The following is a 21,054-nucleotide window of genomic DNA, read 5'->3' as shown; positions in this document are numbered from 1 at the left end:
GCTCCCGGAGTTCCGCCATGACCACCGCTCCTCAAAAGAAACCGGCCCTGCTGGCCGCCGCCCTGCTCGCCCTCGCCGGCCTCGCGCCGTTGTCGGCCCACGCCCTGGATATCAAGCTCGGCCACGTGCTGGCGCCCAGCCACAGCTGGAACAAGGCCGCCGAAGGCTTTGCCGCCGAGGTCAAGGAAAAGACCGCCGGCCGCGTCAATTTCGTGCTGTTCCCCAGCGGCCAGCTGGGCAATGAAAAGACCATGCTCGAAGGCCTGCAGATCGGCAGCCAGGGCGCGGCCATCATCGGCTCGGGCTCGCTGCAGCCCATCGAACCCAAGTTCGGCGTGGTCGAGCTGCCCTATACCTGGTCGACCTCGCAACAGGCCTACAAGGCCTTCGACGGCGAACTGGGCGAGGCGCTGGCCAAGCTGGCCGACAAGAAGAACCTGACCATCATCTCGTGGTGGGAAAACGGCTTTCGCCACGTCACCAACAACCGCGGCGCGGTGGCCAAACCCGCCGACCTGGCCGGCCTGAAGACCCGCGTCACGCCCGACAAGATGCGCCTGGACACCTTTACCGCGCTGGGCGCCAACCCCGCGCCGCTGGCCTTCGGCGAACTGTATTCGGCCCTGCAGCAGAAGGTGTTCGACGCCCAGGAGAACCCGCTGTCCATCATCTACACCTCTTCCTTCTTCGAGGTGCAGAAATACCTGTCGCTGACCGGCCACGTCTGGGGTCCGGCCAACCTGATCATCTCCAAGCCGGTGTGGAACCGCCTCTCGGCCGAGGACAAGAAGATCGTGCAGGCCGCCGCCGACAAGTGGCGCGACGCCCAGCGCCAGATGATCACCGACGGCGACCAGCAATACATCGCCCAGCTGAAGGACAAGGGCATGCAGGTCAACGAAGTCGACAAGGCCGCCTTCGCCGCCGCGGTGGAGCCGGTGTGGAAAACCTACTCGGTCACCTACGGCCCCGAGCTGATGGCGCTGGTGCAGAAGTACCGCGAGGCCAAGTAATGCTCAACCGACTGTCCGCGATCCTGTCGGGCATCAGCAAGGCCTTCGCCGCCCTGGCGGTGGCCTTGCTGGCGATCCTGATCTCCTACGTGGTGTTCGCCCGCTTCGTCACCCACACCACGCCGCACTGGGCCGAGGAACTGCCGCGGCTGGTGCTGGTGTGGTCGGCCTTCATCGGCGGCGTCGTCTGCAGCCATGAGCGTTCGCACCTGATGGCCGGGCTGCTGCCGTTCGTGGTGCGCAATCCCCGGATCCTCAACGCCTTTGAACGCATCAACCAGGCGCTCATCATCGTCGGCCTGGCGGCGCTGGGTTATGCCGGCTGGCAGCTGGCCGAGCTGACCATGGACCAGACCCTGCCCGCGCTGGACGTGTCCGCCGGCACCGTCTACCTGGCGCTGCCTTTCGCCTGCGCCATCACCATCGTGGTGCACCTGGCGCAGCTGTTCTCTTCCGCTCCCGCCGCTGCAAAGGATTAACAAGATGTCTACGGGTGCTCTCTTCCTGATGGGCGTGTTCACGATCACGGTGCTGATCGACATGCCCATCGCTTTCGGCCTGGTGCTGTCCTGCCTGGCCTATCTGGCGGTCTTCGACTCCGCGCCCATGATGGTGGCGGCGCAACAGTATGTGGTGGGGCTGGACAGCTTCACGCTGCTGGCGATTCCGCTGTTCATCCTGGCCGCGCAGCTGATGAACGGCGCCGGCCTGACCCAGCGCATCGTGCGCCTGTGCGCCGCCATCGTCGGCGACATCAAGGGTGGCCTGGCGGTGGTGGCCGTGCTGGCCTGCCTGATGTTCGGCGCGCTGTCCGGTTCCGGCGTGGCCGACGTGGTCGCCATCGGCAGCCTGCTGCTGCCCGCCATGGCCCGCAGCGGCTACGACAAGGGCTTTTCCTGCGCCCTGGTCGGCAGCGCCGGCGCCACTTCCACCATCATCCCGCCCAGCATCGTGCTGATCGTCTACGGCACCATCACCGACACCTCGGTGGGCAAGCTGTTCGTGGCCGGGATCATTCCGGGCATCCTGCTGGGGCTGTCGCTGATCGGCGTGGCCGTCTGGCAGTCGCGCAAGCACAACTGGGCCGGCGGCCAGCCATTCAGCTGGCCGGAACTGCGCGCCGCCGCCATCGACGCGCTGCCTGCCCTGATGGTGCCGGTGCTGATCATCGGCGGCATCCGCTTCGGGATCTTCACCGCTACCGAGGCCGCCTCCAGCGCCATCATCTACGCCTTGCTGATCGGCTTCTTCTGGTACCGCACGCTGAGCCTGAAGTCGCTATGGGACAACCTGAAGTCCACCGGCGAAAGCAGCGCGTCCATCCTGCTCATCATCGGCGCGTCGGGCCTGTTCGCCTGGGTGCTGGTGGCCGAGCAGGTGCCGCAGGCGCTGTCCACGCTGCTGGTCGAATGGACCGACAGCAAGACTGCCGTGCTGCTGGTGCTGACGGTGGTGCTGCTGCTTCTGGGCACCTTCATGGAAGCGATCCCGGTCATCATCATCGTGGCCCCGGTCGTGATGCCGGTGCTGGCGCACTACAACATCGATCCGGTGCACTTCGGCATCCTGCTGTCGATCAACATGGCCATTGGCGCCAACACGCCGCCCGTCGGGGTCGACCTGATGGCCGCGTGCAAGATCGGCGGCATCAACATGATGCAGACCCTGCGTCCTCTGTCCTGGATGATGCTGGCCATGACCGCGGTCATGCTGCTGCTGACTTTCGTACCTGAACTGGTGCTGTTCCTGCCGAGGCACGTGCAATGACCCCTATTACCCCCTCCCGCCGTCCCCCCTTCCTGCGCCGCAGCTGGATGTTCGTGCCCGGATTCGACCCCAACGCCCAGGCCGACGGCCTGGCCAGCGGCGCCGATGCGCTGGTCGCGGACCTGGAAGAGTTCACCGCCCCGGCGGACCGGCCAGCCGCGCGCCCCATCATCGCCGAACTGTTCGGCCGCTGCCGCGCCCTGGGCGTGGTGGCCGCGGTGCGCATCAACAAGCTCGAAGACGACGGCCTGGCGGACCTGCGCGGCGTGATGCCGGGCGCGCCGGACGCGGTGTTCCTGCCCCACGCCGAAAGCGCGGCGCAGATCGCCGCGCTGGACCAGGCGATCACCGCGCTGGAAGCCGAACTGGGCCTGCCCGCGGGCAGCACCGAGATCGTGCCCACGCTGGAGTCCGCGCTGGGCGTGCACCGCGCCTATGACATCCTGACCGCCAGCCCGCGCGTGTCCGCCTGCCTGCTGGCCGCCGAGGACCTGACCGCCAGCCTGGGCGCCGAACGCGGCAAGGACGGCATCGAACTGCATCACCTGCGCGCCCGCTTCCTGCTGGATTGCACGGCGGCCGGCTGCCTGCCCATCGACTGCCCCTTCAACTACCGCGACATGCCGGCGCTGGAAGCCGATGTGCGCTGGGCCCGCCGCATGGGCCTGAAGTCCAAGTGCGCCACCGTGGCCGACCAGGTCAAGCTGATCCACGCGGTGTTCACGCCCGCCCCGGACGAAGTCATGGCGGCCCATGATTGCGTCGCCCGCTATGAAGCCCAGCGCGCTGGCCGCCACGACGCCGAGCGCATCGATCCGCCTGTCTACAACACCGCGCGCCGCCTGTTGGCGCGCCATCACCAATTCGAACGATGGGCCGCCGAGCGCCGCGCGCAGGCCGTCCCGCAACAAGGAGACTCCGCATGACGTCAGCAGCAATTCCCGAACGCAATGGCGGTCAGATCCTGATGCAGCAGCTGCGCATCCATGGCGCGCGCCGCGTGTTCATGATCCCCGGCGAAAGCTATCTGCCCTGCATCGACGCGCTGAACGACCACACCGATGCCATCGAGGCCATCGTCTGCCGCCAGGAAAGCGGCGCGGCCTACATGGCCGAAGCCTATGGCAAGCTGACCGGCGAACCCGGCATCTGCTTCGTCACGCGGGGCCCGGGCGCCACCAACGCCAGCATCGGCGTGCATACCGCCTTCCAGGACTCCACCCCGATGATCCTGTTCGTGGGCCAGGTGGGCAATGACTTCATGGAACGCGAAGCCTTCCAGGAAATCGACTACCGCCGCATGTTCGGCCAGATGGCCAAATGGGTGGCGCAGATCGACCGCACCGACCGCATCCCCGAGTACATCTCGCGCGCCTTCGCAATTGCCACCAGCGGCCGTCCCGGCCCCGTGGTGCTGGCGCTGCCCGAGGACACGCTGTGGGGCCGCGCCCGCGTGGCCGACCTGCCGCGCTACCCGCGCGTGCACAGCCACCCCGGCGCCACCGACCTGGCCCGCATGACCCAATTGCTGGACGCTGCCGAACGTCCCTTCCTGCTGCTGGGCGGCAATGGCTGGCACCAGACCGCCATCGACCAGATCGCCGGCTTCGCTGAACGCTTCGAGCTGCCGGTAGGCACGGCCTGGCGCCGCCTGGAGTGCTTCGACCAGCGCCACCCCAACGCCGCCGGCCACGTCGGCTGGGCCATGACGCCCGAGCTGCGCCAGCGCCTGCACGACGCCGACCTGGTGCTGGCCGTGGGCACGCGCATGGGCGAGGCCACGACCGAAGGCTATACCGTCATCGAAAGCCCGTTGCCGCGCCAGCAACTGATCCACGTGTATCCGGACGCCGCCGAACTGGGCCGCGTGTTCTCGCCCACCCAGGCCATCGTGGCGGACGTGGCCAGCTTCGCCGCCAGCGTGGCGGGCCTGGTCCCCGGCCACAAGACGGCGCGCGGCGAGGCGGTGCGCGCCGCGCACCAGGAACTGGTTGACAGCCTCAAGCCGCTGCCTTCGCCCGGGCCGATGAGCCTGGACCAGGCCGCCGCCTACGTCGACGCGCACGTGCCGGCCGACGCCTGCATCACCGTGGGCGCGGGCAACTATGCGCTGTACCCCCACCGCTACCGCCGCTATGCCGGCCCCGGCACCAGCCTCACGCCCACCGTGGGCTCCATGGGCTACGGCCTGCCGGCGGCGATCTCGGCGAAGCTGGAAGACCGCAAACGCACGGTGGTCTGCTATGCCGGCGACGGCTGCTTCCAGATGAACATGCAGGAACTGGGCGTGGCGCTGCAATACCGCCTGGGCGTGGTGGTGCTGGTGTTCAACAACGGCATCTGGGGCACCATCCGCGCGCACCAGGAACGCGAGTTCCCGGCGCGCACCATCGCCCTGTCCTTCGAGAACCCGGATTTCACGCAGATCATCCGCGGCTACGGCGGCTACGGCGAAGCCGTGGAAGACACCGCCAGCTTCGGTCCCGCATTCGAACGCGCGCTGGCCTTTGCCGAACGCGAAAACATGCCGGCCCTTCTGGAAATCCGCTACGACGCCAATGGCATTTCGCCGGGCGAAACCCTGATGGGCATCCGCGAAGCCGCACTGGCCCGCAATGCCGCCGCCAGCCACTGACACAGAGGAACTCCAACATGACGACGATATCGATCAACGGACAGCGGCTGTGGCAGTCGCTGATGGACCTGGCGCAGATCGGCGCCACGGCCAAGGGCGGCAACTGCCGCCTGGCGCTGACCGCGCTGGACGGCCAGGGCCGCGACCTGGTCACCGGCTGGATGCGCGATGCCGGCATGACGCTGCGCGTGGACCAGGTGGGCAACATCTTCGCCCGCCGCGCCGGCCGCAACAATGACCTGCCGCCGGTCATGACCGGCAGCCATATCGACACCCAGCCCACCGGCGGCAAGTTCGACGGCTGCTATGGCGTGCTGGCGGGCCTGGAGGTCATGCGCAGCCTGAACGACCACGGCGTGGTCACGGAGGCGCCGCTGGAAGTCGCCATCTGGACCAACGAGGAAGGCTCGCGCTTCGTGCCCGTGATGATGGGTTCGGGCGTATTCGCCGGCAAATTCCCGCTGGAAGTGGCGCTGACCGCGACCGACCGCGACGGCAAGTCGGTGGCCGAAGAGCTGGCAGCCATCGGCTATGCCGGCACGGACCCCGTGGGCGGCCGCCCGGTGGGCGCCTATTTCGAGGCCCACATCGAACAAGGCCCGATCCTGGAGCATGAAGAAAAAGTGGTTGGCGTGGTGACCGGGTCGCTCGGCCTGCGCTGGTACGACGTGACCGTGACCGGCATGGAAATGCATGCCGGCCCCACCCCCATGCCGATCCGGCGCGACGCGCTGTACGCCTCCAGCTTCCTGCTGCAGGCGGTGGTCGACATTGCCAACGATAACCAGCCGCATGGCCGCGGCACCGTGGGTGAAATCCATGCGCACCCCGGTTCGCGCAACGTCATCCCGGGCCAGGTGCGTTTCACGGTGGACCTGCGCCACGAGGACGAGGCCACGCTCACCCGCATGGACCAGCGCTGGCACGAAATCTGCGCCGAAATCGCCCAGCGCCACAACGTGGAAGTGGACGTGAAGCACGTGCAGTACTTCCCGCCCACCCCGTTCGACCCGGACCTGGTCGGCAAGGTGCGCGACGGCGCCGCGCGCCGCGGCCTGGCCGCCATGGACATCGTCACCGGCGCGGGCCACGACGCGGTCTACATGGCCGCCGTCACCCCTACCGCCATGATCTTCGTGCCATGCAAGGACGGCGTCAGCCACAACGAGATCGAGGACGCCAAGCCCGCTGACCTGGAAGCCGGGTGCAACGTGCTGCTCGACGCCATGGTGGCGCGCGCCAACGCCCAGGAGGTCCGCTCATGACCCAGGACGCCGCCTACTGGCGCGCCCGCGCCGCCGCGCTCGCCTTCAATGGCCAGGCCTACATCGACGGCGCCTATTGCGGCGCGGCCGATGGCGCCACCTTCCCCGCCACCAGCCCGATAGACGGGCGCAAGCTGGCCGACGTGGCGTCTTGCGGCGCGGCCGACGTGGACCGCGCCGTGCAGGCCGCCCGCCGCGCCTTCGAAGCCGGCGTCTGGAGCGCCTTGGCGCCGCGCCAGCGCAAGCAGCATCTGCTGCGCCTGGCCGCGCTGATCGACGAGCACCGCGAGGAACTCGCGCTGCTGGAAACGCTGGACATGGGCAAGCCCATCCGCGACGCGCTGGCCTTCGACGTACCCGAGACGGCGCGCTGCTACGCCTGGTACGCCGAGGCCATCGACAAGATCTACGACGAGATCGCCCCCACCGGCCCGGACGCGCTGGCCACCATCACGCGCGAAGCGCTGGGCGTGGTCGCGGCGGTGGTGCCGTGGAACTACCCGCTGATGATGGCCGCCTGGAAAGTCGCGCCAGCCTTGGCCGCCGGCAACAGCGTCATCCTCAAACCGGCCGAACAGGCCTCGCTGTCGGCCATCCGGCTGGCGGCGCTGGCCGAGGAAGCAGGCATCCCCGCCGGCGTCTTCAGCGTGGTGCCCGGCCTGGGCGCGCAGGCCGGCCAGGCGCTGGGCCTGCATCCCGATGTGGACTGCATCGCCTTCACCGGGTCGACCGCCACCGGCAAGCGCTTCATGGAGTATTCGGGACAATCGAACCTGAAGCGCGTGTGGCTGGAGTGCGGCGGCAAGTCGCCGCACATCGTGTTCGAGGACTGCCCCGACCTGGACCGCGCCGCTCAGGCTGCGGCCCTGGCCATCTTTTCCAACCAGGGCGAAGTCTGCATCGCGGGCTCGCGCCTGTATGTGCAGGACGGCATCTACGACGCCTTCATGTCCAAGGTCGCGGACTACGCCGCCGCCCTGCAACCGGGCGATCCGCTGGATCCCGCCACCGCCATGGGCGCCATGGTCGACGAACGCCAGATGCGCGGCGTGCTGGCCCGCATCGAAGCGGGCTCGGCCGAAGGCGCGCAGTTGCGCATGGGTGGGCGCCAGGCCCTGGGCGCCACCGGGGGCTACTACATCGAACCGACGATTTTCGATTGCGCCAGCCAGGACAGCAGCCTGGTGCGCGAGGAGATCTTCGGCCCGGTGCTGGCCGCGCAGCGCTTCGCCACCGAGGACGACGCGGTGCGGCTGGCCAACGATTCGATCTACGGCCTGGGCGCTGGGCTCTGGACTGCCAACCTGTCGCGCGCGCACCGTCTCTCGCGCCGCCTGCGCGCGGGCCTGGTGTGGGTCAACTGCTACGCCGACGGCGACATCACCGTGCCTTTCGGCGGGGTCAAACAGTCGGGCTTCGGCCGCGACAAGTCGCTGCACGCGCTGGACAAGTACAGCGACCTGAAGACGACCTGGATCAGCCTGACGGCTTGATCCCCTGGGCGGACGCCCGCGCGGCGTCCGCCATCCTTGCCATTTCGCGTTATCTGCTTGGCCGCCAGCGCCATTGAAGGCGGTGGGCCCTTGTGCGACCTTGAACGGCGACGGGCTGCCCACCGCGGTTCCGTTGCGGGCAGGCGCAGGCGCTCTCCCGCCATCAGAACAATGACTGGAGACTACGATGCGCAATGCGACAAGGCGAGCCGCGCTGGCCGCCATGCTGGCCGCCACAGCCTGGGCCGCAGCCGGGCCGGCTTGGGCGCAAGCCCCCTATCCCTCCAAGCCCGTCACGATCCTGGTCGGATTCCCGCCCGGCACGGCCACCGACACCGTCGCCCGCATGGTCGGCGACCGCCTGGCGCAGCGTCTGGGCCAGCAGTTCATCGTCGAGAACAAGCCTGGCGCGGGCGGCTCCATCGCCGCCGGCCTGGGCGCGCGCGCCAAGCCCGACGGCTATACGCTCATGATCGGCGCGTCCGCGCCGCAAGCCATCAACCCGCATGTCTATCCCAACCTGAACTACGACGCGCGCAAGGATTTCGCGCCCATCGGCCTGCTGACCTGGCTGCCCTACCTGTTCGTCGTCAGCCCCGACAATCCGGCCAACAACCTGCAGGACTTCCTCGCTGCCGTGAAGGCCAAACCGAACCAGTACACCTACGCCACCACCGGCGTCGGCACCACCAGCCATCTGGTGACCTCGGTGCTGCTGGCCAAGGCCGGCGCCAGCATGATCCACGTGCCCTACAAAGGCAGCAGCCAGGCGCAGACCGATATCGTGGGCGGGCGGACCTACGCCACCTTCGACACCATGGTGTCCTCGCTGGCCCTGGTTAAAGCCGGACGCCTGAAGGCGATCGCCGTCAGCACCCCTGAGCGGGTCGCGAGCCTGCCGGAGGTGCCCACCGTCGCCGAACAGGGCTACCCCGGTTTCGACATGGGCGCCTGGCTGGGCCTGATCGCGCCCGCCGGCATCCCGCCCGAGATCCAGCAGAAGCTGGCCGTCGAGGTCAACGCCGTGCTGGCAGACCCCGCCGTGCGCGACAAGCTGGCGGACCTGGGCGCCCAGGTCCGCACCACCGCCACGCCCGCCGAGTTCGGCGCGCTGATGAAATCCGAATACGAATCGTGGGGCAAGGTGGTCCGCGATTTCAACGTCAAGGCCAGCGACTGAACCGGAGACCCGAACCATGCAAAAAGCCATGAGCCCCGCGGAACGCGACACCCGCATTCAACTGGCCGCCTGCTACCGGCTGGTGTCCCACTTTGGCATGAGCGATCTCATCTACAACCACATCACCGCGCGCATACCCGGGCCCGAGGGCCATCTGCTGATCAATCCCTACGGCATGATGTACGACGAAATCACCGCTTCCAGCCTGATCAGGATAGACCTGGACGGGAACGTGCTGGACAATCCCGGCGAGTACGGCATCAACGCTGCGGGCTACGTGATCCACAGCGCCGTGCACGGCGCGCGCCACGACGTGCAATGCGTCATCCATACCCACACGCGGGCCGGCATGGCGGTATCGGCGCTGCAATGCGGCCTGCTGCCGCTGACCCAGACCGCCATGCGCTTCGCCAAGATTCCCTACCACGACTATGAGAGCGTGGCCATCGACCTGGACGAGCGCGCGCGCCTGGTGGCGGACCTGGGCCAGTCCGAGGCGATGATCCTGCGCAACCACGGCCTGCTAGCCGCCGGCCCGAGCATCGCGCAGGCATTCAACACACTGTATTGGCTGGAGATGGCCTGCAAGGCGCAGGTCGACGCCCTGGCCGCCAACCGCGAACTATGCGTGCCGCCGCCAGAGGTCGTCGAGAAGACCTGGCACCTGTATCAGCCGACAACGCGCCGCCCCTTCGGCGAACTGGAATGGCCGGCCATGGTGCGTCTGATGGACAGGAAGGATCCTGGCTACCGCGATTGAGCCCCTGCCTGGTCTCGCCCCAGAAGGTCGATGCCGGCCGCGCTGTCCGCGCCGTCCGGCAGGATCGCGGCGAGGCTGGTCTTGACCTCCACGAAGTACGGCGCGGCCGAGGCCAGCCCGCGGGCGATGGCCGCGGCCACCTGGTCCGGATGGGTGACATACTCGGTCTGCATGCCGAAGGCGCGCGCCATCATCGCGAAATCGGGACTTGCCAGATTGGTGCCCGAGTAGCGCCCGGGATAGGTGCGCGCCTGATGCAGGCGAATGGAGCCATAGCAATTGTTGTTGGAGACGATGAAGAACACCGGCAGTCCGCGCTCGGCCGCGGCCATCATCTCGTTGCCCGTCATCATGAAGCCGCCATCGCCAACCAGGCACACCACCTTGCCATGCGGATTGCGCAGCTGCGAGGCAATCGCCGCCGGCGTGCCGTAGCCCATGGCGCCCGATTGCGAGGCCATCAGCCGTTGCGGGTAGACGAAGGGAAAGTGGCGATACACCGGCGCCGCGAAGGTGCCCGCGTCCAGACAAACCATGAGGTCCGGCGGCGCCTGTTCGGCCAGCGCTCGCACCACCGACACGAAGGGCACGCCATCGTCGGCCTTTGGATCGGGCCAGGCGGCGGAGCGCTCGCGGATCGCGCGCAAGGATTCCGCCCAGTCCTCGCGCCCGCCACGGTCCGCCGCCGGCAGCGCGGCCAGCGCCTGCGCCGTAGCCACCGGATCCGCGATGATGCCCACGTCCGCCGCAAAGTGCTGGTTCACGAAATGCGCGTCGGCATGGCAATGCACCAGCGTCTGCGACGGCCTGGGATAGGCCGGAAACGTGTAGCCCTGGGTGGTGATGTCGCCCAGGCGCGTGCCCAAGGCCAGGATCAGATCGCTGGAATCGAACGCCTCCACCTGCGCGGGCTGCGTCGCCAGGTCCAGGTCGCCGGCGTACAGCGGATGCGTGTTGGGGAACAAGTCATGCTGGCGGAACGATACTGCCACCGGTATGCCGTGCCGCTCCGCCAGCTGCCGCAGCGCCTCGCGGCCGCCCGGCGCGTTGAAGGCGCCCCCGGCAATGATCAGCGGCTTGCAGGCGGCGTCCAGCAAGGCTTGCAGTCGCGCCAGCGCGGCGGGCGCCGGCTGCGCGGGACTGGCCGGCTCGGCCACCCAGTCCGGTTGCGGCACGCAGGCCTGCTGGACGTCTTCCGGCACCACCAGCACCACTGGCCCTGGCGTACCCGAAGTGGCCACGCGCAAAGCCTTGAAAGCGGCCCAGGCCACGTCCTCGGGCGCCGCCACCTCATGCACCCATTTGGCGATCGAACCGAACATCTTCTGGTAATCGATCTCCTGGAAGGCCTCCTTGCGCAGGTCCTTGCGCGGCACTTGCCCGATCAGCAGGATCAGCGGCACGCCGTCCTGCTGCGCGGCATGCACGCCGATGGCCGCATTCGCCGCGCCCGGTCCCCTGGACACCATGACCACCCCCGGGCGGCCCGTCAACCGGCCATCGGCGCACGCCATGAATGCCGCGCCCCCTTCGTGCCTGCAGGTCACCACGTCGATGCCGGCGAAATCGTGCAAGGCATCGAGCACGCCCAGATAGCTTTCGCCAGGGACCAGGAAGACCCGGTCGATGCCGTTGCGGGCGAAGACCCCGAGCAAGGCGTGGGAAGACGTGTTCAGTTCGGCAGCAGGTGTCATGGATGGCAGGAAACCAAGGGCAAGCGCGCAGGCGCGGGTCTGATACGCAGGAATTCTAGGGTGGCTGGCGGCAGGCCATGTAGGCATACTGTGCCTATCAGATATACAAAAAACGCACACATGGAGGAGCCGCCCGCAAGCGCTGGCGGCGAGACATCGCGATGGACCTGCGCAAGATCGAAAACCTGATCCACGTGGCCGACTCGGGCAGCTTCTCCAAGGCCGCCTCGGTGCTGGGCATCGCGCAATCGGCGCTGGGCCGCCAGGTCAGAAAGCTGGAAGACGAATGCGGCTGCGCCCTGCTCTATCGCAACGGCCGCGGCGTGTCCTTGACCCCGGAAGGCGAGAAACTGCTGGATAGCCTGCGCCCCTTGCTGGCGCAAATGGCGCGGGTGGTGACCGAATTCCATGACGAGCAGAAATCGCCCTCCGGCCAGGTCACGCTGGGCCTGACGCCCACGCTGTCCCACATGGTCGGCATGCCGCTGGTGGCGGCAGTCTGGAAGCGCCATCCGCGCATCCAGCTCAACGTCATCACCGGCTACAGCGGCTATGTGCACGAATGGCTGGCCAACGCCCGCGTCGACATCGCGGTGCTGCACGATGCGCGGCGTTCCCAGCACGTGGTGGTCGATCCCCTGGCCGAGCTGGACCTGGCGCTGGTATCGCCCGCACAGAACCTGTCCCCCGCCGCGCGGGCCTTGCCCTCCATCGACTTCGCTCAGCTGGGCGATCTGCCCCTGGCGCTGCCCACGCGCAGCCATGGCCTGCGCCGCACGCTGGAACAGGCGGCAGCGCAGGCCGATGCGCCCCTGAATGTCGTGTTCGAAATGGACGCGCTGGAACTGATGAAGGAAATCGTCTTGAACGGACTGGCCCACACGGTGCTGGCCCTGCCTGCGGTGGTAGGCGAATTGAACAGCGGCCAGCTCGTCGCCCGCAGGATCGTCAATCCCGCCCTGTCCACCCGCCTGATGCTGGCTACCGCATCGAACCGGCCGCTGACGCAGGCGGTGAAGATAGTGCAGGACATCCTGCGTGAATTGCTGCGGGACATGGTTGAGGCGGAGCCTTATCGGTCGTACATGCGGATGGCGGATGCGCGGTCGGCACCGCCATGAGGTTTTGCCGCCTTCCATCCCCCCGCATCACCTCGGCACCGGCAACGGCGGCGCAGGCGTCAGCGGCCCCGTCGGCACGCCGCGCTGCGCCGGCATCGGCGGCAGGCGGGATGGCGCGGGGCTCATCCAGCCGGGCTGCCGGCTCGGTCCGCTGGAGGGCGGCGCGGGCGGGCCAGGCGGCCTGCCGGCGGTGGCGCAACCGGTGCCCAGGCAGGGTTCCTGGGTAGCGCCCGGATTGACCAGCCGGGGACATGATGCGCCGACGCAGGCATCGGGTATGACGCGGGCCGAAGGCGGGGGTTGGGGAACCGCGGGTCCGGCGCCTTGCGCGACGGCTGGCCCGCAGGCCGCCGCCAGCAGCGCGGCGGCGCAAAGAATTTTCATGGCTGCAGCCCCTCTGCCCCTGGTCTGCGGCCGCGCGCGATGTTGCCTGCGCAGCCCGGGCCCGCGTCGCGCCGGGGCCTGGACGGACGCGGGATGATTCCAGTGTGCTCCCGCGCCTGAATGCCTGTCCAGGCAGCCCCGCCGTCAATCCAGCCGGATATCCGCGCTTTTCACCACCGACGCCCAGCGCGCGCGTTCGCTGTTGAAGAACTGCGCCAGTTCGGCGGGATTGCGGGTGACGATTTCAGCGCCCTGTTCGTTCAACTGCGCCTTCACGTCCGGCTGGTTGACGATCTGCGCCATCAGTTCCGACAAGCGGACGGCGACGGGATCGGTCGTGGTCACGGGCGCCATCACCCCTTGCCAGGTGCCGGACTCGAAGCCCGCCACGCCCTGTTCGGAAATGGTGGGGATGTCAGGCACCAGTTGCATGCGTTCGCGCTTGGAGATCGCGATCGGCCGCAGCTTGCCGGCCTTGATGTGGGGCAACGTGGCCAGCAACCCATTCATGATGACCTGGGTCTGCCCGCCTATGGTGTCCGTCACCGCCTGCGAACCGCCCTTGTAGGGCACATACTCCCATTGCGCGCCCGTCGCCTGCTGCACAGCGACCGCGGCCAGATGCGGCGCGCTGCCGATCGCCGTGACCGCGAAGTTCAGGCGCTGCTTCTTCGACAGGGCCACCAGTTCGGGCACCGTCTTGGCCGGCACGTCGGGATGCACGGCCAGCACGTGCGGCGAATAGGCCAGCATGCCGACCGCGCGCAAGTCCTTGGACGGATCGAAAGACAGCTTGGTGTACACGGACGGGCTGATCGCCAGCGCCCCCACGTCGCACAAGAGCACGGTATGGCCCTCTTGCGCCGCCTGCACCACCAGGCCGGCGCCCAGGTTGCCATTGGCTCCAGGCTTGTTCTCGACCACCACGGTCTGCTTCAGGGCGTCGGCCAGGCGCGGCGCCAGGATGCGCGCGATGATGTCCGACGAGCCGCCGGGCGGGTAAGGCACGATGATGCGGACCGCGCGCGTCGGCCAGTCGCCCGGCTGCGCCCATGCCGGCAACCACGGCGACAGGCATAGCGCCGCAGCGCCGCCCAGGAATTGTCTCTTGCTCGGGTTCATGCAGTCTCCTCTGGAATTATCTTGTGCGCGGACGCCGTCCCCGGCGCACTGCCGCAGCCTTTTGGGAACGGCCGCCGCGCGCACCTGCGCCAGCTTCGTCCGGCTAGACCATAGTCATCGTACAACTACGAAATTATTATTGGAAAGCAAAATATATCCTTATCGGGTATGCACCTATCCCGGCTCCTACGGCAATGAATTTGCCTTGAATGGAGATATTTCATGTTGTACGATGACTTACCACTTAACCAGGCTGCCGGCAGACTTTGCCGTTCGATGGCGCCCCATACGGATCAACGCAACATGACCACCCCGCAGGAACTCAAGCACATCGTTTCGGAAGGCTTGCTGTCTTTCCCCGTCACCGATTTCGACCAGAACGGCGACTTCAACGCCAGGAACTATGCGCAGCGCCTGGAATGGCTGGCGCCCTACGGCGCGACGGCCCTGTTCGCCGCCGGCGGCACGGGCGAGTTCTTTTCGCTGGCGCCAGAGGAATACGCCGACGTCATCCGCACCGCGGTGCAGACCTGCGCGGGCAAGGTTCCCATCCTGGCCGGCGCGGGCGGTCCGACCCGCACTGCCATCGCCTACGCGCAAGAAGCCGAGCGCCTGGGCGCCAAGGGCATACTGCTGCTGCCCCACTACCTGACCGAGGCTTCGCAACAGGGCATCGCGGCGCACGTCGAGCAGGTCTGCAAATCCGTGAACATCGGCGTCATCGTCTACAACCGCGCACAGTCGCGCCTGTCGGCCGACAGCCTGGCGCAACTGGCCGAACGCTGCCCCAACCTGGTGGGTTTCAAGGACGGCGTGGGCGATATCGAAGCCATGGTGCGCATCCGCCGCAAGCTGGGCGACCGCTTTTCCTACCTGGGCGGCCTGCCCACGGCCGAGGTCTATGCCGCCGCCTACCGCGCGCTGGGCGTGCCGGTCTATTCGTCGGCCGTGTTCAATTTCGTGCCGCGTATGGCCATGGACTTCTACCGCGCGATCGCCGCGGGCGACCATGACACCACCAACCGCCTGCTGGACGATTTTTTCCTGCCGTACCTCGACATCCGCAACCGCGTGCCGGGATATGCCGTCAGCATCGTCAAGGCCGGCGCCAAATTGGTCGGTCACGATGCGGGTCCCGTACGCGCGCCTCTGACGGACTTGCGGACTGAAGAACTGGAGATGCTGGACGCCTTGATCCGCAAGCTCGGCCCGCAGTAAGAGACGCTCCCTGGCGGTGGTATATATAGACCCGTCCAGCCACACCAGGGAGTCCGACCATGGCGCGTCGACGCAGCCTCGCGTTTCTGCTCAGCATGCTTGCCGCGCCCGCGGGCGCAGACGTGGTCTACGACAACCATGGACTGGTGGTCGAAGCCGCCACCGGCAGCCGCAGCGACTGGAACACCGGCCAGCGGCAGACCACCCGCGCCACCACCATCACCTACCGGGGCCAGCCGCTTTGCGGCAAGGACGTCGGCGCCCTGCTCTATCCCGATGGCCAGCGCATCGAGGCCCGCGCCTTCTTCTGCGCGTCCACCGCCAAGGCCTTGGAAACGGACGCCGTGCTGGCCTACTTCACCAGTTCCAGCGCCAATACCGTGCTGGCGCAACTGCGCGTGGCCAACGGCGCGCTGCGGGTCGAGCGCCTGGCCTTGTCCGCCAAGCCCGAGCGCGACCGCATCTCCACGACCCGCTTCGAAGACGCGCGCCTGCCCGGCTGGACACGCGTCCAGACTTCCTGGAACGAAACCGTGATGATCCGCCACGCGCCGCTTGCCGCCCTGAACCTGGGCCCGGGCAAGTTGCTGGACGTGGCCGACGGCGTGGCCTACCTGGCCGTGCCGCCAGGCAGGGACGTGATCGAGATCGAGCCCACCAAGCGGGTCAAGGATGCCGATGGCTATCTGCAGATCGTGCCGGCCATCACCAAGTTCGTGGACACTCCGGTGGCGTTCCGCGCGGTGCGCATGAGCGACGGGCGCGAACTGGCCCGCCTGGATTTCAAGGACCCTTGCCTGCGCCTGCCCGCGATCCAGTTCGACCGGCCGGACGCGCTATCCAAGACGTCGGCCGCGCCCGACGTGGCCTTCGACGACGTGCCGGCCTGGCGCGCCGCCACCCTGCAGCTGACGCAGGCGGCGCAGGGGCGCGCCGCGCTGCGCCTGCAGCCGGGCGTGGCCCTGCCGCGCAAGCCTGGCTGCGCGCCGGGTTGATCTCGCCCGCTCAGATCAGGAACTGGCGATAGGCCTCGTTGGCGGTTTCTTCGGTATGGGCGTAGCCCAACTGCCGCAGGAATGCGTCCAGCGCGGCGCTGTCCGCCAAGGGAGCCTGGATGCCGACCAGCGCTGAGCTGAACTCCGTGCCCTGGTTGCGGTAGTGGAACAGGCTGATGTTCCAGTTGGGCGCCATCTCGGACAGGAACTTCATCAGGGCGCCGGGACGCTCAGGAAACTCGAAGCGGAACAGGCGCTCGCCGGCTGCCAGCGGCGAGCGGCCGCCCACCATGTAGCGGATGTGCTGCTTGGATACTTCGTTGTTGCTCAGGTCGCCGACGGAGAAACCCTGCTCCTGCAGCGCCGTCATGATTTCCGCGGCGTCGCCGCGCCGCGAGATCTGCATGCTGACGAAGATGTGAGCGGTACGCGCATCGGCGATGCGGTAGTTGAATTCCGTCACGCTGCGCTGGCCGATCACGCTGCAAAAGCGGCGGAAGCTGCCGCGCTCTTCCGGCACCGTCACGGCAAAGACCGCCTCGCGGGCTTCGCCGACCTCGGCGCGGTCCGCCACGAAGCGCAGGCGGTCGAAGTTCATGTTCGCACCCGAGGTCACCGCCACCATGGGCAGGCCTTGCACGCCTTCGCGTTCCACGTACTTCTTCAGCCCGGCCACTGCCAGCGCGCCGGCCGGCTCCAACACGCTGCGCGTGTCCAGGAATACGTCCTTGATCGCCGCGCAGACCGCATCCGTATCCACCAGGATGATCTCGTCCAGGTGTTCACGGCACAGGCGGAAGGTCTCCTCGCCCACCAGCTTGACCGCCGTGCCGTCCGAGAACAGGCCCACCTCGGGCAGGTTGACCCGCTCGCCCACCTGCATGGACAGCGACATGGCGCAGGAATCCTCGGTCTGCACGCCGATGACCTTGACGCCCGGATCCACCGCCTTGATGTAGGTCGCCACGCCCGCGGCCAGCCCGCCGCCGCCGATCGGCACGAAGACAGCATGCAAGGGGCCCGCGTGCTGGCGCAGGATTTCCATGCCCACCGTGCCCTGGCCGGCGATCACATAGGGATCGTCAAAGGCCGGGATGAAGGTCAGGTCCTGCGCGCTGGCCAGCTTCTGGGCGTGGCCGTAGGCATCGCTATACGAATCGCCCGCCTGCACCACCGTCACCGTGGGGCCGCCATGCGCCTTGACCGCATCCACCTTCACCTGCGGCGTGGTCTGCGGCACCACGATGATGGCGCGCACACCCATCCTGGCCGCCGAGATCGCCACGCCCTGCGCATGGTTGCCGGCGGACGCCGTGATCACGCCGCGATCCAGCGCGGCCTGCGGCGTATTGCGCATCTTGTTGTAGGCGCCGCGCACCTTGAAGGAGAAGACCGGTTGATTGTCCTCGCGTTTGAAGTAGACCGGATTGCCCAGCCGGGCCGACAGGCCGCGGGCGCGGTCCAGCTCGGTTTCGCGGGCGATGTCGTAAATGCGGGCGGTCAGGATCTGCCTCAGGTATTCCATCGGCGTGGCCCGGCCGTCCTGGAATGCGGTCGGCGTGGCGGTTTGCTGGCTGGCTTGCGGGGTGTGGTGCATCTGGCTCTCTGCTTCGGTGTGCTTGCCCGGCAGAGGCGGCCACAAAAAACCCGCCTCGTGGGGCGGGTGGCTGTGACTGTTGCGGTCGCGCGCTAACCCACCATTCCAGGAATGATGGTAATAATCAGCGAAATGCGGACGGCGCGGAAATTCATGGGGACGTAGCTTCCTCCTTGTGCGGCGCTTTGTCAAACGGGCAATCGGCCATGGCGCGCCTGATTTGATATGTCCCCGTTTAATTTGGCGCCATTATGGCCACATCCCGGCCGAATCCGCGGGTTTTTGCTGCGCAGCAGGCGTAGCGCGGTATTACAATGGAAGGTTCGTGGCAGTCGCACTTCCCCAAATCAAAAAAGGGCAGGCGCCAGCCATGTTGGGTATACGCCTTCCGACCAGGTCCTGGACGCGTCCGCGTGCTTGCCCATACGAACCCACTCTCCGACAACATCTACCGGCTTCTGGCCGCATAGCATGTTCGGGTTTGCGCCTAGCGCCTGCCGAACAGATTCAAGGATCATGTCTCTTACTCCGAAGATTATCTATACCCTCACCGATGAAGCTCCGGCGCTTGCAACCCGTTCGCTGCTGCCCATCGTCCAGGCTTTCGCAAAGCCCGCAGGCATCACGGTCGAGACCCGCGACATCTCGCTGGCCGGCCGCATCATCTCGGTCTTCCCCGACTACCTCGAAGACAGCCAGAAACTGGGCGATGCCCTGTCGGAACTCGGCGCCCTCGCCGTGCAGCCCGAAGCCAACATCATCAAGCTGCCCAACATCAGCGCGTCCATGCCGCAGCTGAAGGCCGCCATCAAGGAACTCCAGGACCAGGGCTACAAGCTGCCCGACTACCCGGACGCCCCCGCCAACGACACCGAGCGCGACGTCAAGGCCCGCTACGACAAGGTCAAGGGCAGCGCCGTGAACCCGGTCCTGCGCGAAGGCAACTCCGACCGCCGCGCCCCGCTGTCCGTCAAGAACTACGCCCGCAAGCACCCGCACAAGATGGGCGCCTGGTCGGCTGACTCCAAGTCGCACGTCGCCCACATGAGCGAAGGCGACTTCTACGGCACCGAAAAGTCGGCGCTGATTTCGGAAGCCGGCGACGTCAAGATCGAACTGACCGCCGCCGACGGCGCGAAGACCGTCCTGAAGGAAAAGACCCCGGTCAAGGCCGGCGAGATCATCGACGCCGCCGTGCTGTCCACGGCCAAGCTGAAGTCCTTCCTGCAAGCCCAGATCGACGATGCCCGCGCCACCGGCGTGCTGTTCTCGGTGCACCTGAAAGCCACGATGATGAAGGTCTCCGACCCGGTCATCTTCGGCCACGTCGTGTCCGTGTTCTACAAGGACGTGCTGGCCAAGCACGCCGACGCGCTCAAGCAAGCGGGCTTCGATCCCAACAACGGCATCGGCGACCTGTACGCCAAGATCCAGTCCCTGCCCGCTGACAAGCAGGCCGAGATCACCGCTGACATCGACGCCGGCTACAAGACGCTGCCGCAGCTGGCCATGGTGAACTCCGACCGCGGCATCACCAACCTGCACGTGCCCAGCGACGTCATCGTCGACGCGTCCATGCCCGCCATGATCCGCGACTCGGGCAAGATGTGGAACGCCGAAGGCAACCTGCAGGACGCCAAGGCCGTGATCCCCGACCGCAGCTACGCCGGCGTCTACCAGGCCGTCATCGAAGACTGCAAGCGCAATGGCGCCTACAACCCGGTCACGATGGGCAGCGTGCCCAACGTCGGCCTGATGGCCCAGGCCGCCGAGGAATACGGCTCGCACAACAAGACCTTCGTCATCCCGGCTGCCGGCACCGTGCGCGTCACGGACGCCGCGGGCAAGGTGCTGCTGGAACAGGCCGTCGAAGCCGGCGACCTCTGGCGCATGTGCCAGACCAAGGACGCCGCCGTGCAGGACTGGGTCAAGCTGGCCGTCACCCGCGCCCGCGCCACCAAGACGCCCGCCGTGTTCTGGCTGGACGAAAACCGCGCCCACGACGCGCAGATCATCGCCAAGGTCAAGCACTACCTGAAGGACCACGACACCAGCGGTCTGGATCTGCGCATCCTGAGCCCGGTGGAAGCCACCAAGTTCTCGGTCAAGCGCATCCGCGAAGGCCTGGACACCATCTCGGTGACCGGCAACGTGCTGCGCGACTACCTGACCGACCTGTTCCCCATCATGGAACTGGGCACCAGCGCCAAGATGCTGTCGATCGTGCCGCTGGTCGCCGGCGGCGGCCTGTTTGAAACGGGCGCGGGCGGTTCCGCCCCCAAGCACGTGCAACAGTTCCTGGAAGAAGGCTTCCTGCGCTGGGATTCGCTGGGCGAGTTCATGGCCCTGGCAGAATCGCTGGACCACCTGGGCCGCAGCTACGGCAACGCCCGCGCACAGGTCCTGGCCAAGACCCTGGACCTGGCGACCGCCAAGTTCCTGGACGAGAACAAGTCGCCCGAGCGCAAGGTCGGCGGCCTGGACAACCGCGGCAGCCACTACTACCTGGCCATGTACTGGGCCCAGGCCGTGGCCGCGCAGACTGACGACCGCGAACTGGCTGCCCTGTTCGCGGCGCCGGCCCGCGCGCTGGCCGACGGCGAGGACAAGATCCTGGCCGAACTGAAGGCTGCCCAGGGCAAGCCCGTCGACATCGGCGGCTACTACCAGCCCAACGAAGCCCTCGCCAGCCAGGCCATGCGCCCCAGCGCCACGCTGAACCAGGCCCTGGCCTCGATCGGCTAAGCGCCTGCCGCGCATAGCGGCAAGTAAAAGGCCGGCAGCCCTCGGGCAGCCGGCCTTTTTTCATG

Annotated in this window: 17 protein-coding genes; 13 read left to right on the top strand and 4 right to left on the bottom strand. The window is 67.5% G+C overall.

Annotation, left to right across the window (positions count from 1 at the left end):
• The first annotated feature begins 17 nt into the window (after window positions 1-17).
• From HV793_RS13765 to HV793_RS13725, 9 genes are all read left to right on the top strand, one after another.
• Window positions 18-1,013, top strand: a complete 996-nt coding sequence (locus HV793_RS13765; protein WP_054454487.1) for a TRAP transporter substrate-binding protein — start codon at window positions 18-20, stop codon at window positions 1,011-1,013.
• Window positions 1,013-1,492, top strand: a complete 480-nt coding sequence (locus HV793_RS13760; RefSeq protein ID WP_054454489.1) for a TRAP transporter small permease — start codon at window positions 1,013-1,015, stop codon at window positions 1,490-1,492. Before HV793_RS13765 ends, HV793_RS13760 begins: the two co-directional genes overlap by 1 nt.
• Window positions 1,493-1,496: 4 nt before the next feature.
• Complete coding sequence (locus HV793_RS13755; protein WP_054454491.1) at window positions 1,497-2,780, top strand: TRAP transporter large permease; 1,284 nt, start codon at window positions 1,497-1,499, stop codon at window positions 2,778-2,780.
• Complete coding sequence (locus tag HV793_RS13750; protein ID WP_054454493.1) at window positions 2,777-3,706, top strand: HpcH/HpaI aldolase/citrate lyase family protein; 930 nt, start codon at window positions 2,777-2,779, stop codon at window positions 3,704-3,706. The genes HV793_RS13755 and HV793_RS13750 overlap by 4 nt, the downstream gene beginning before the upstream one ends.
• Window positions 3,703-5,415, top strand: coding sequence for a thiamine pyrophosphate-binding protein (locus tag HV793_RS13745; protein ID WP_175213349.1), 1,713 nt, complete (start codon window positions 3,703-3,705; stop codon window positions 5,413-5,415). Before HV793_RS13750 ends, HV793_RS13745 begins: the two co-directional genes overlap by 4 nt.
• A 17-nt stretch (window positions 5,416-5,432) precedes the next feature.
• The gene (locus HV793_RS13740) at window positions 5,433-6,680 is read left to right on the top strand and encodes a Zn-dependent hydrolase (RefSeq protein ID WP_175213348.1); all 1,248 of its coding nucleotides are present in this window, start codon (window positions 5,433-5,435) and stop codon (window positions 6,678-6,680) included.
• Entirely contained in the window at window positions 6,677-8,173 is a 1,497-nt protein-coding gene (locus HV793_RS13735; protein ID WP_175213347.1) for an aldehyde dehydrogenase, read from the top strand. Before HV793_RS13740 ends, HV793_RS13735 begins: the two co-directional genes overlap by 4 nt.
• A gap of 187 nt (window positions 8,174-8,360) precedes the next feature.
• The gene (locus HV793_RS13730; protein WP_119451503.1) at window positions 8,361-9,353 is read left to right on the top strand and encodes a Bug family tripartite tricarboxylate transporter substrate binding protein; all 993 of its coding nucleotides are present in this window, start codon (window positions 8,361-8,363) and stop codon (window positions 9,351-9,353) included.
• A gap of 16 nt (window positions 9,354-9,369) precedes the next feature.
• On the top strand, window positions 9,370-10,113 hold the full coding sequence (locus HV793_RS13725; protein WP_054454502.1) for a class II aldolase/adducin family protein: 744 nt from the start codon (window positions 9,370-9,372) through the stop codon (window positions 10,111-10,113).
• Here the strand turns inward: HV793_RS13725 and HV793_RS13720 are convergent.
• Window positions 10,101-11,807, bottom strand: a complete 1,707-nt coding sequence (locus tag HV793_RS13720; RefSeq protein WP_175213346.1) for a thiamine pyrophosphate-dependent enzyme — start codon at window positions 11,805-11,807, stop codon at window positions 10,101-10,103. The genes HV793_RS13725 and HV793_RS13720 overlap by 13 nt on opposite strands.
• 161 nt (window positions 11,808-11,968) lie before the next feature.
• On the opposite strand from HV793_RS13720, the gene HV793_RS13715 reads away from it, so the two are divergent.
• Window positions 11,969-12,928, top strand: coding sequence for a LysR family transcriptional regulator (locus HV793_RS13715; RefSeq protein ID WP_054454505.1), 960 nt, complete (start codon window positions 11,969-11,971; stop codon window positions 12,926-12,928).
• Window positions 12,929-12,955: 27 nt separating this feature from the next.
• Here HV793_RS13715 and HV793_RS13710 read toward each other — a convergent pair whose 3' ends face one another.
• Window positions 12,956-13,312 (bottom strand): hypothetical protein, encoded by a 357-nt coding sequence (locus HV793_RS13710; RefSeq protein ID WP_082401004.1) that lies wholly within the window; start codon window positions 13,310-13,312, stop codon window positions 12,956-12,958.
• Window positions 13,313-13,456: 144 nt separating this feature from the next.
• The gene (locus tag HV793_RS13705) at window positions 13,457-14,434 is read right to left on the bottom strand and encodes a Bug family tripartite tricarboxylate transporter substrate binding protein (RefSeq protein ID WP_175213345.1); all 978 of its coding nucleotides are present in this window, start codon (window positions 14,432-14,434) and stop codon (window positions 13,457-13,459) included.
• 303 nt (window positions 14,435-14,737) lie between these two features.
• Between HV793_RS13705 and kdgD the strand changes: the two genes are divergently transcribed.
• The gene (kdgD, locus tag HV793_RS13700) at window positions 14,738-15,652 is read left to right on the top strand and encodes a 5-dehydro-4-deoxyglucarate dehydratase (RefSeq protein ID WP_054454508.1); all 915 of its coding nucleotides are present in this window, start codon (window positions 14,738-14,740) and stop codon (window positions 15,650-15,652) included.
• Window positions 15,653-15,711: 59 nt separating this feature from the next.
• A complete protein-coding gene (locus HV793_RS13695) occupies window positions 15,712-16,647 on the top strand; it encodes a hypothetical protein (RefSeq protein WP_175180912.1) in 936 nt (311 codons plus the stop codon).
• A 10-nt stretch (window positions 16,648-16,657) separates the two neighbouring features.
• Here HV793_RS13695 and ilvA read toward each other — a convergent pair whose 3' ends face one another.
• Entirely contained in the window at window positions 16,658-18,244 is a 1,587-nt protein-coding gene (ilvA, locus tag HV793_RS13690) for a threonine ammonia-lyase, biosynthetic (protein WP_119451545.1), read from the bottom strand.
• Between the two features lie 516 nt (window positions 18,245-18,760).
• Here ilvA and HV793_RS13685 point away from each other — a divergent pair.
• Window positions 18,761-20,989 carry an NADP-dependent isocitrate dehydrogenase gene (locus tag HV793_RS13685; RefSeq protein WP_175213344.1) on the top strand — a complete coding sequence of 743 codons (2,229 nt, stop codon included), beginning with the start codon at window positions 18,761-18,763 and terminating at the stop codon, window positions 20,987-20,989.
• Window positions 20,990-21,054: the final 65 nt, after the last annotated feature.

It is taken from the genome of Achromobacter aegrifaciens, assembly GCF_902859965.1.
In the GTDB taxonomy this organism is placed as follows: domain Bacteria; phylum Pseudomonadota; class Gammaproteobacteria; order Burkholderiales; family Burkholderiaceae_B; genus Achromobacter; species Achromobacter aegrifaciens.
Note: the sequence above shows the minus strand (reverse complement) of the source record. Positions and strands in the feature narration are given on the sequence as shown.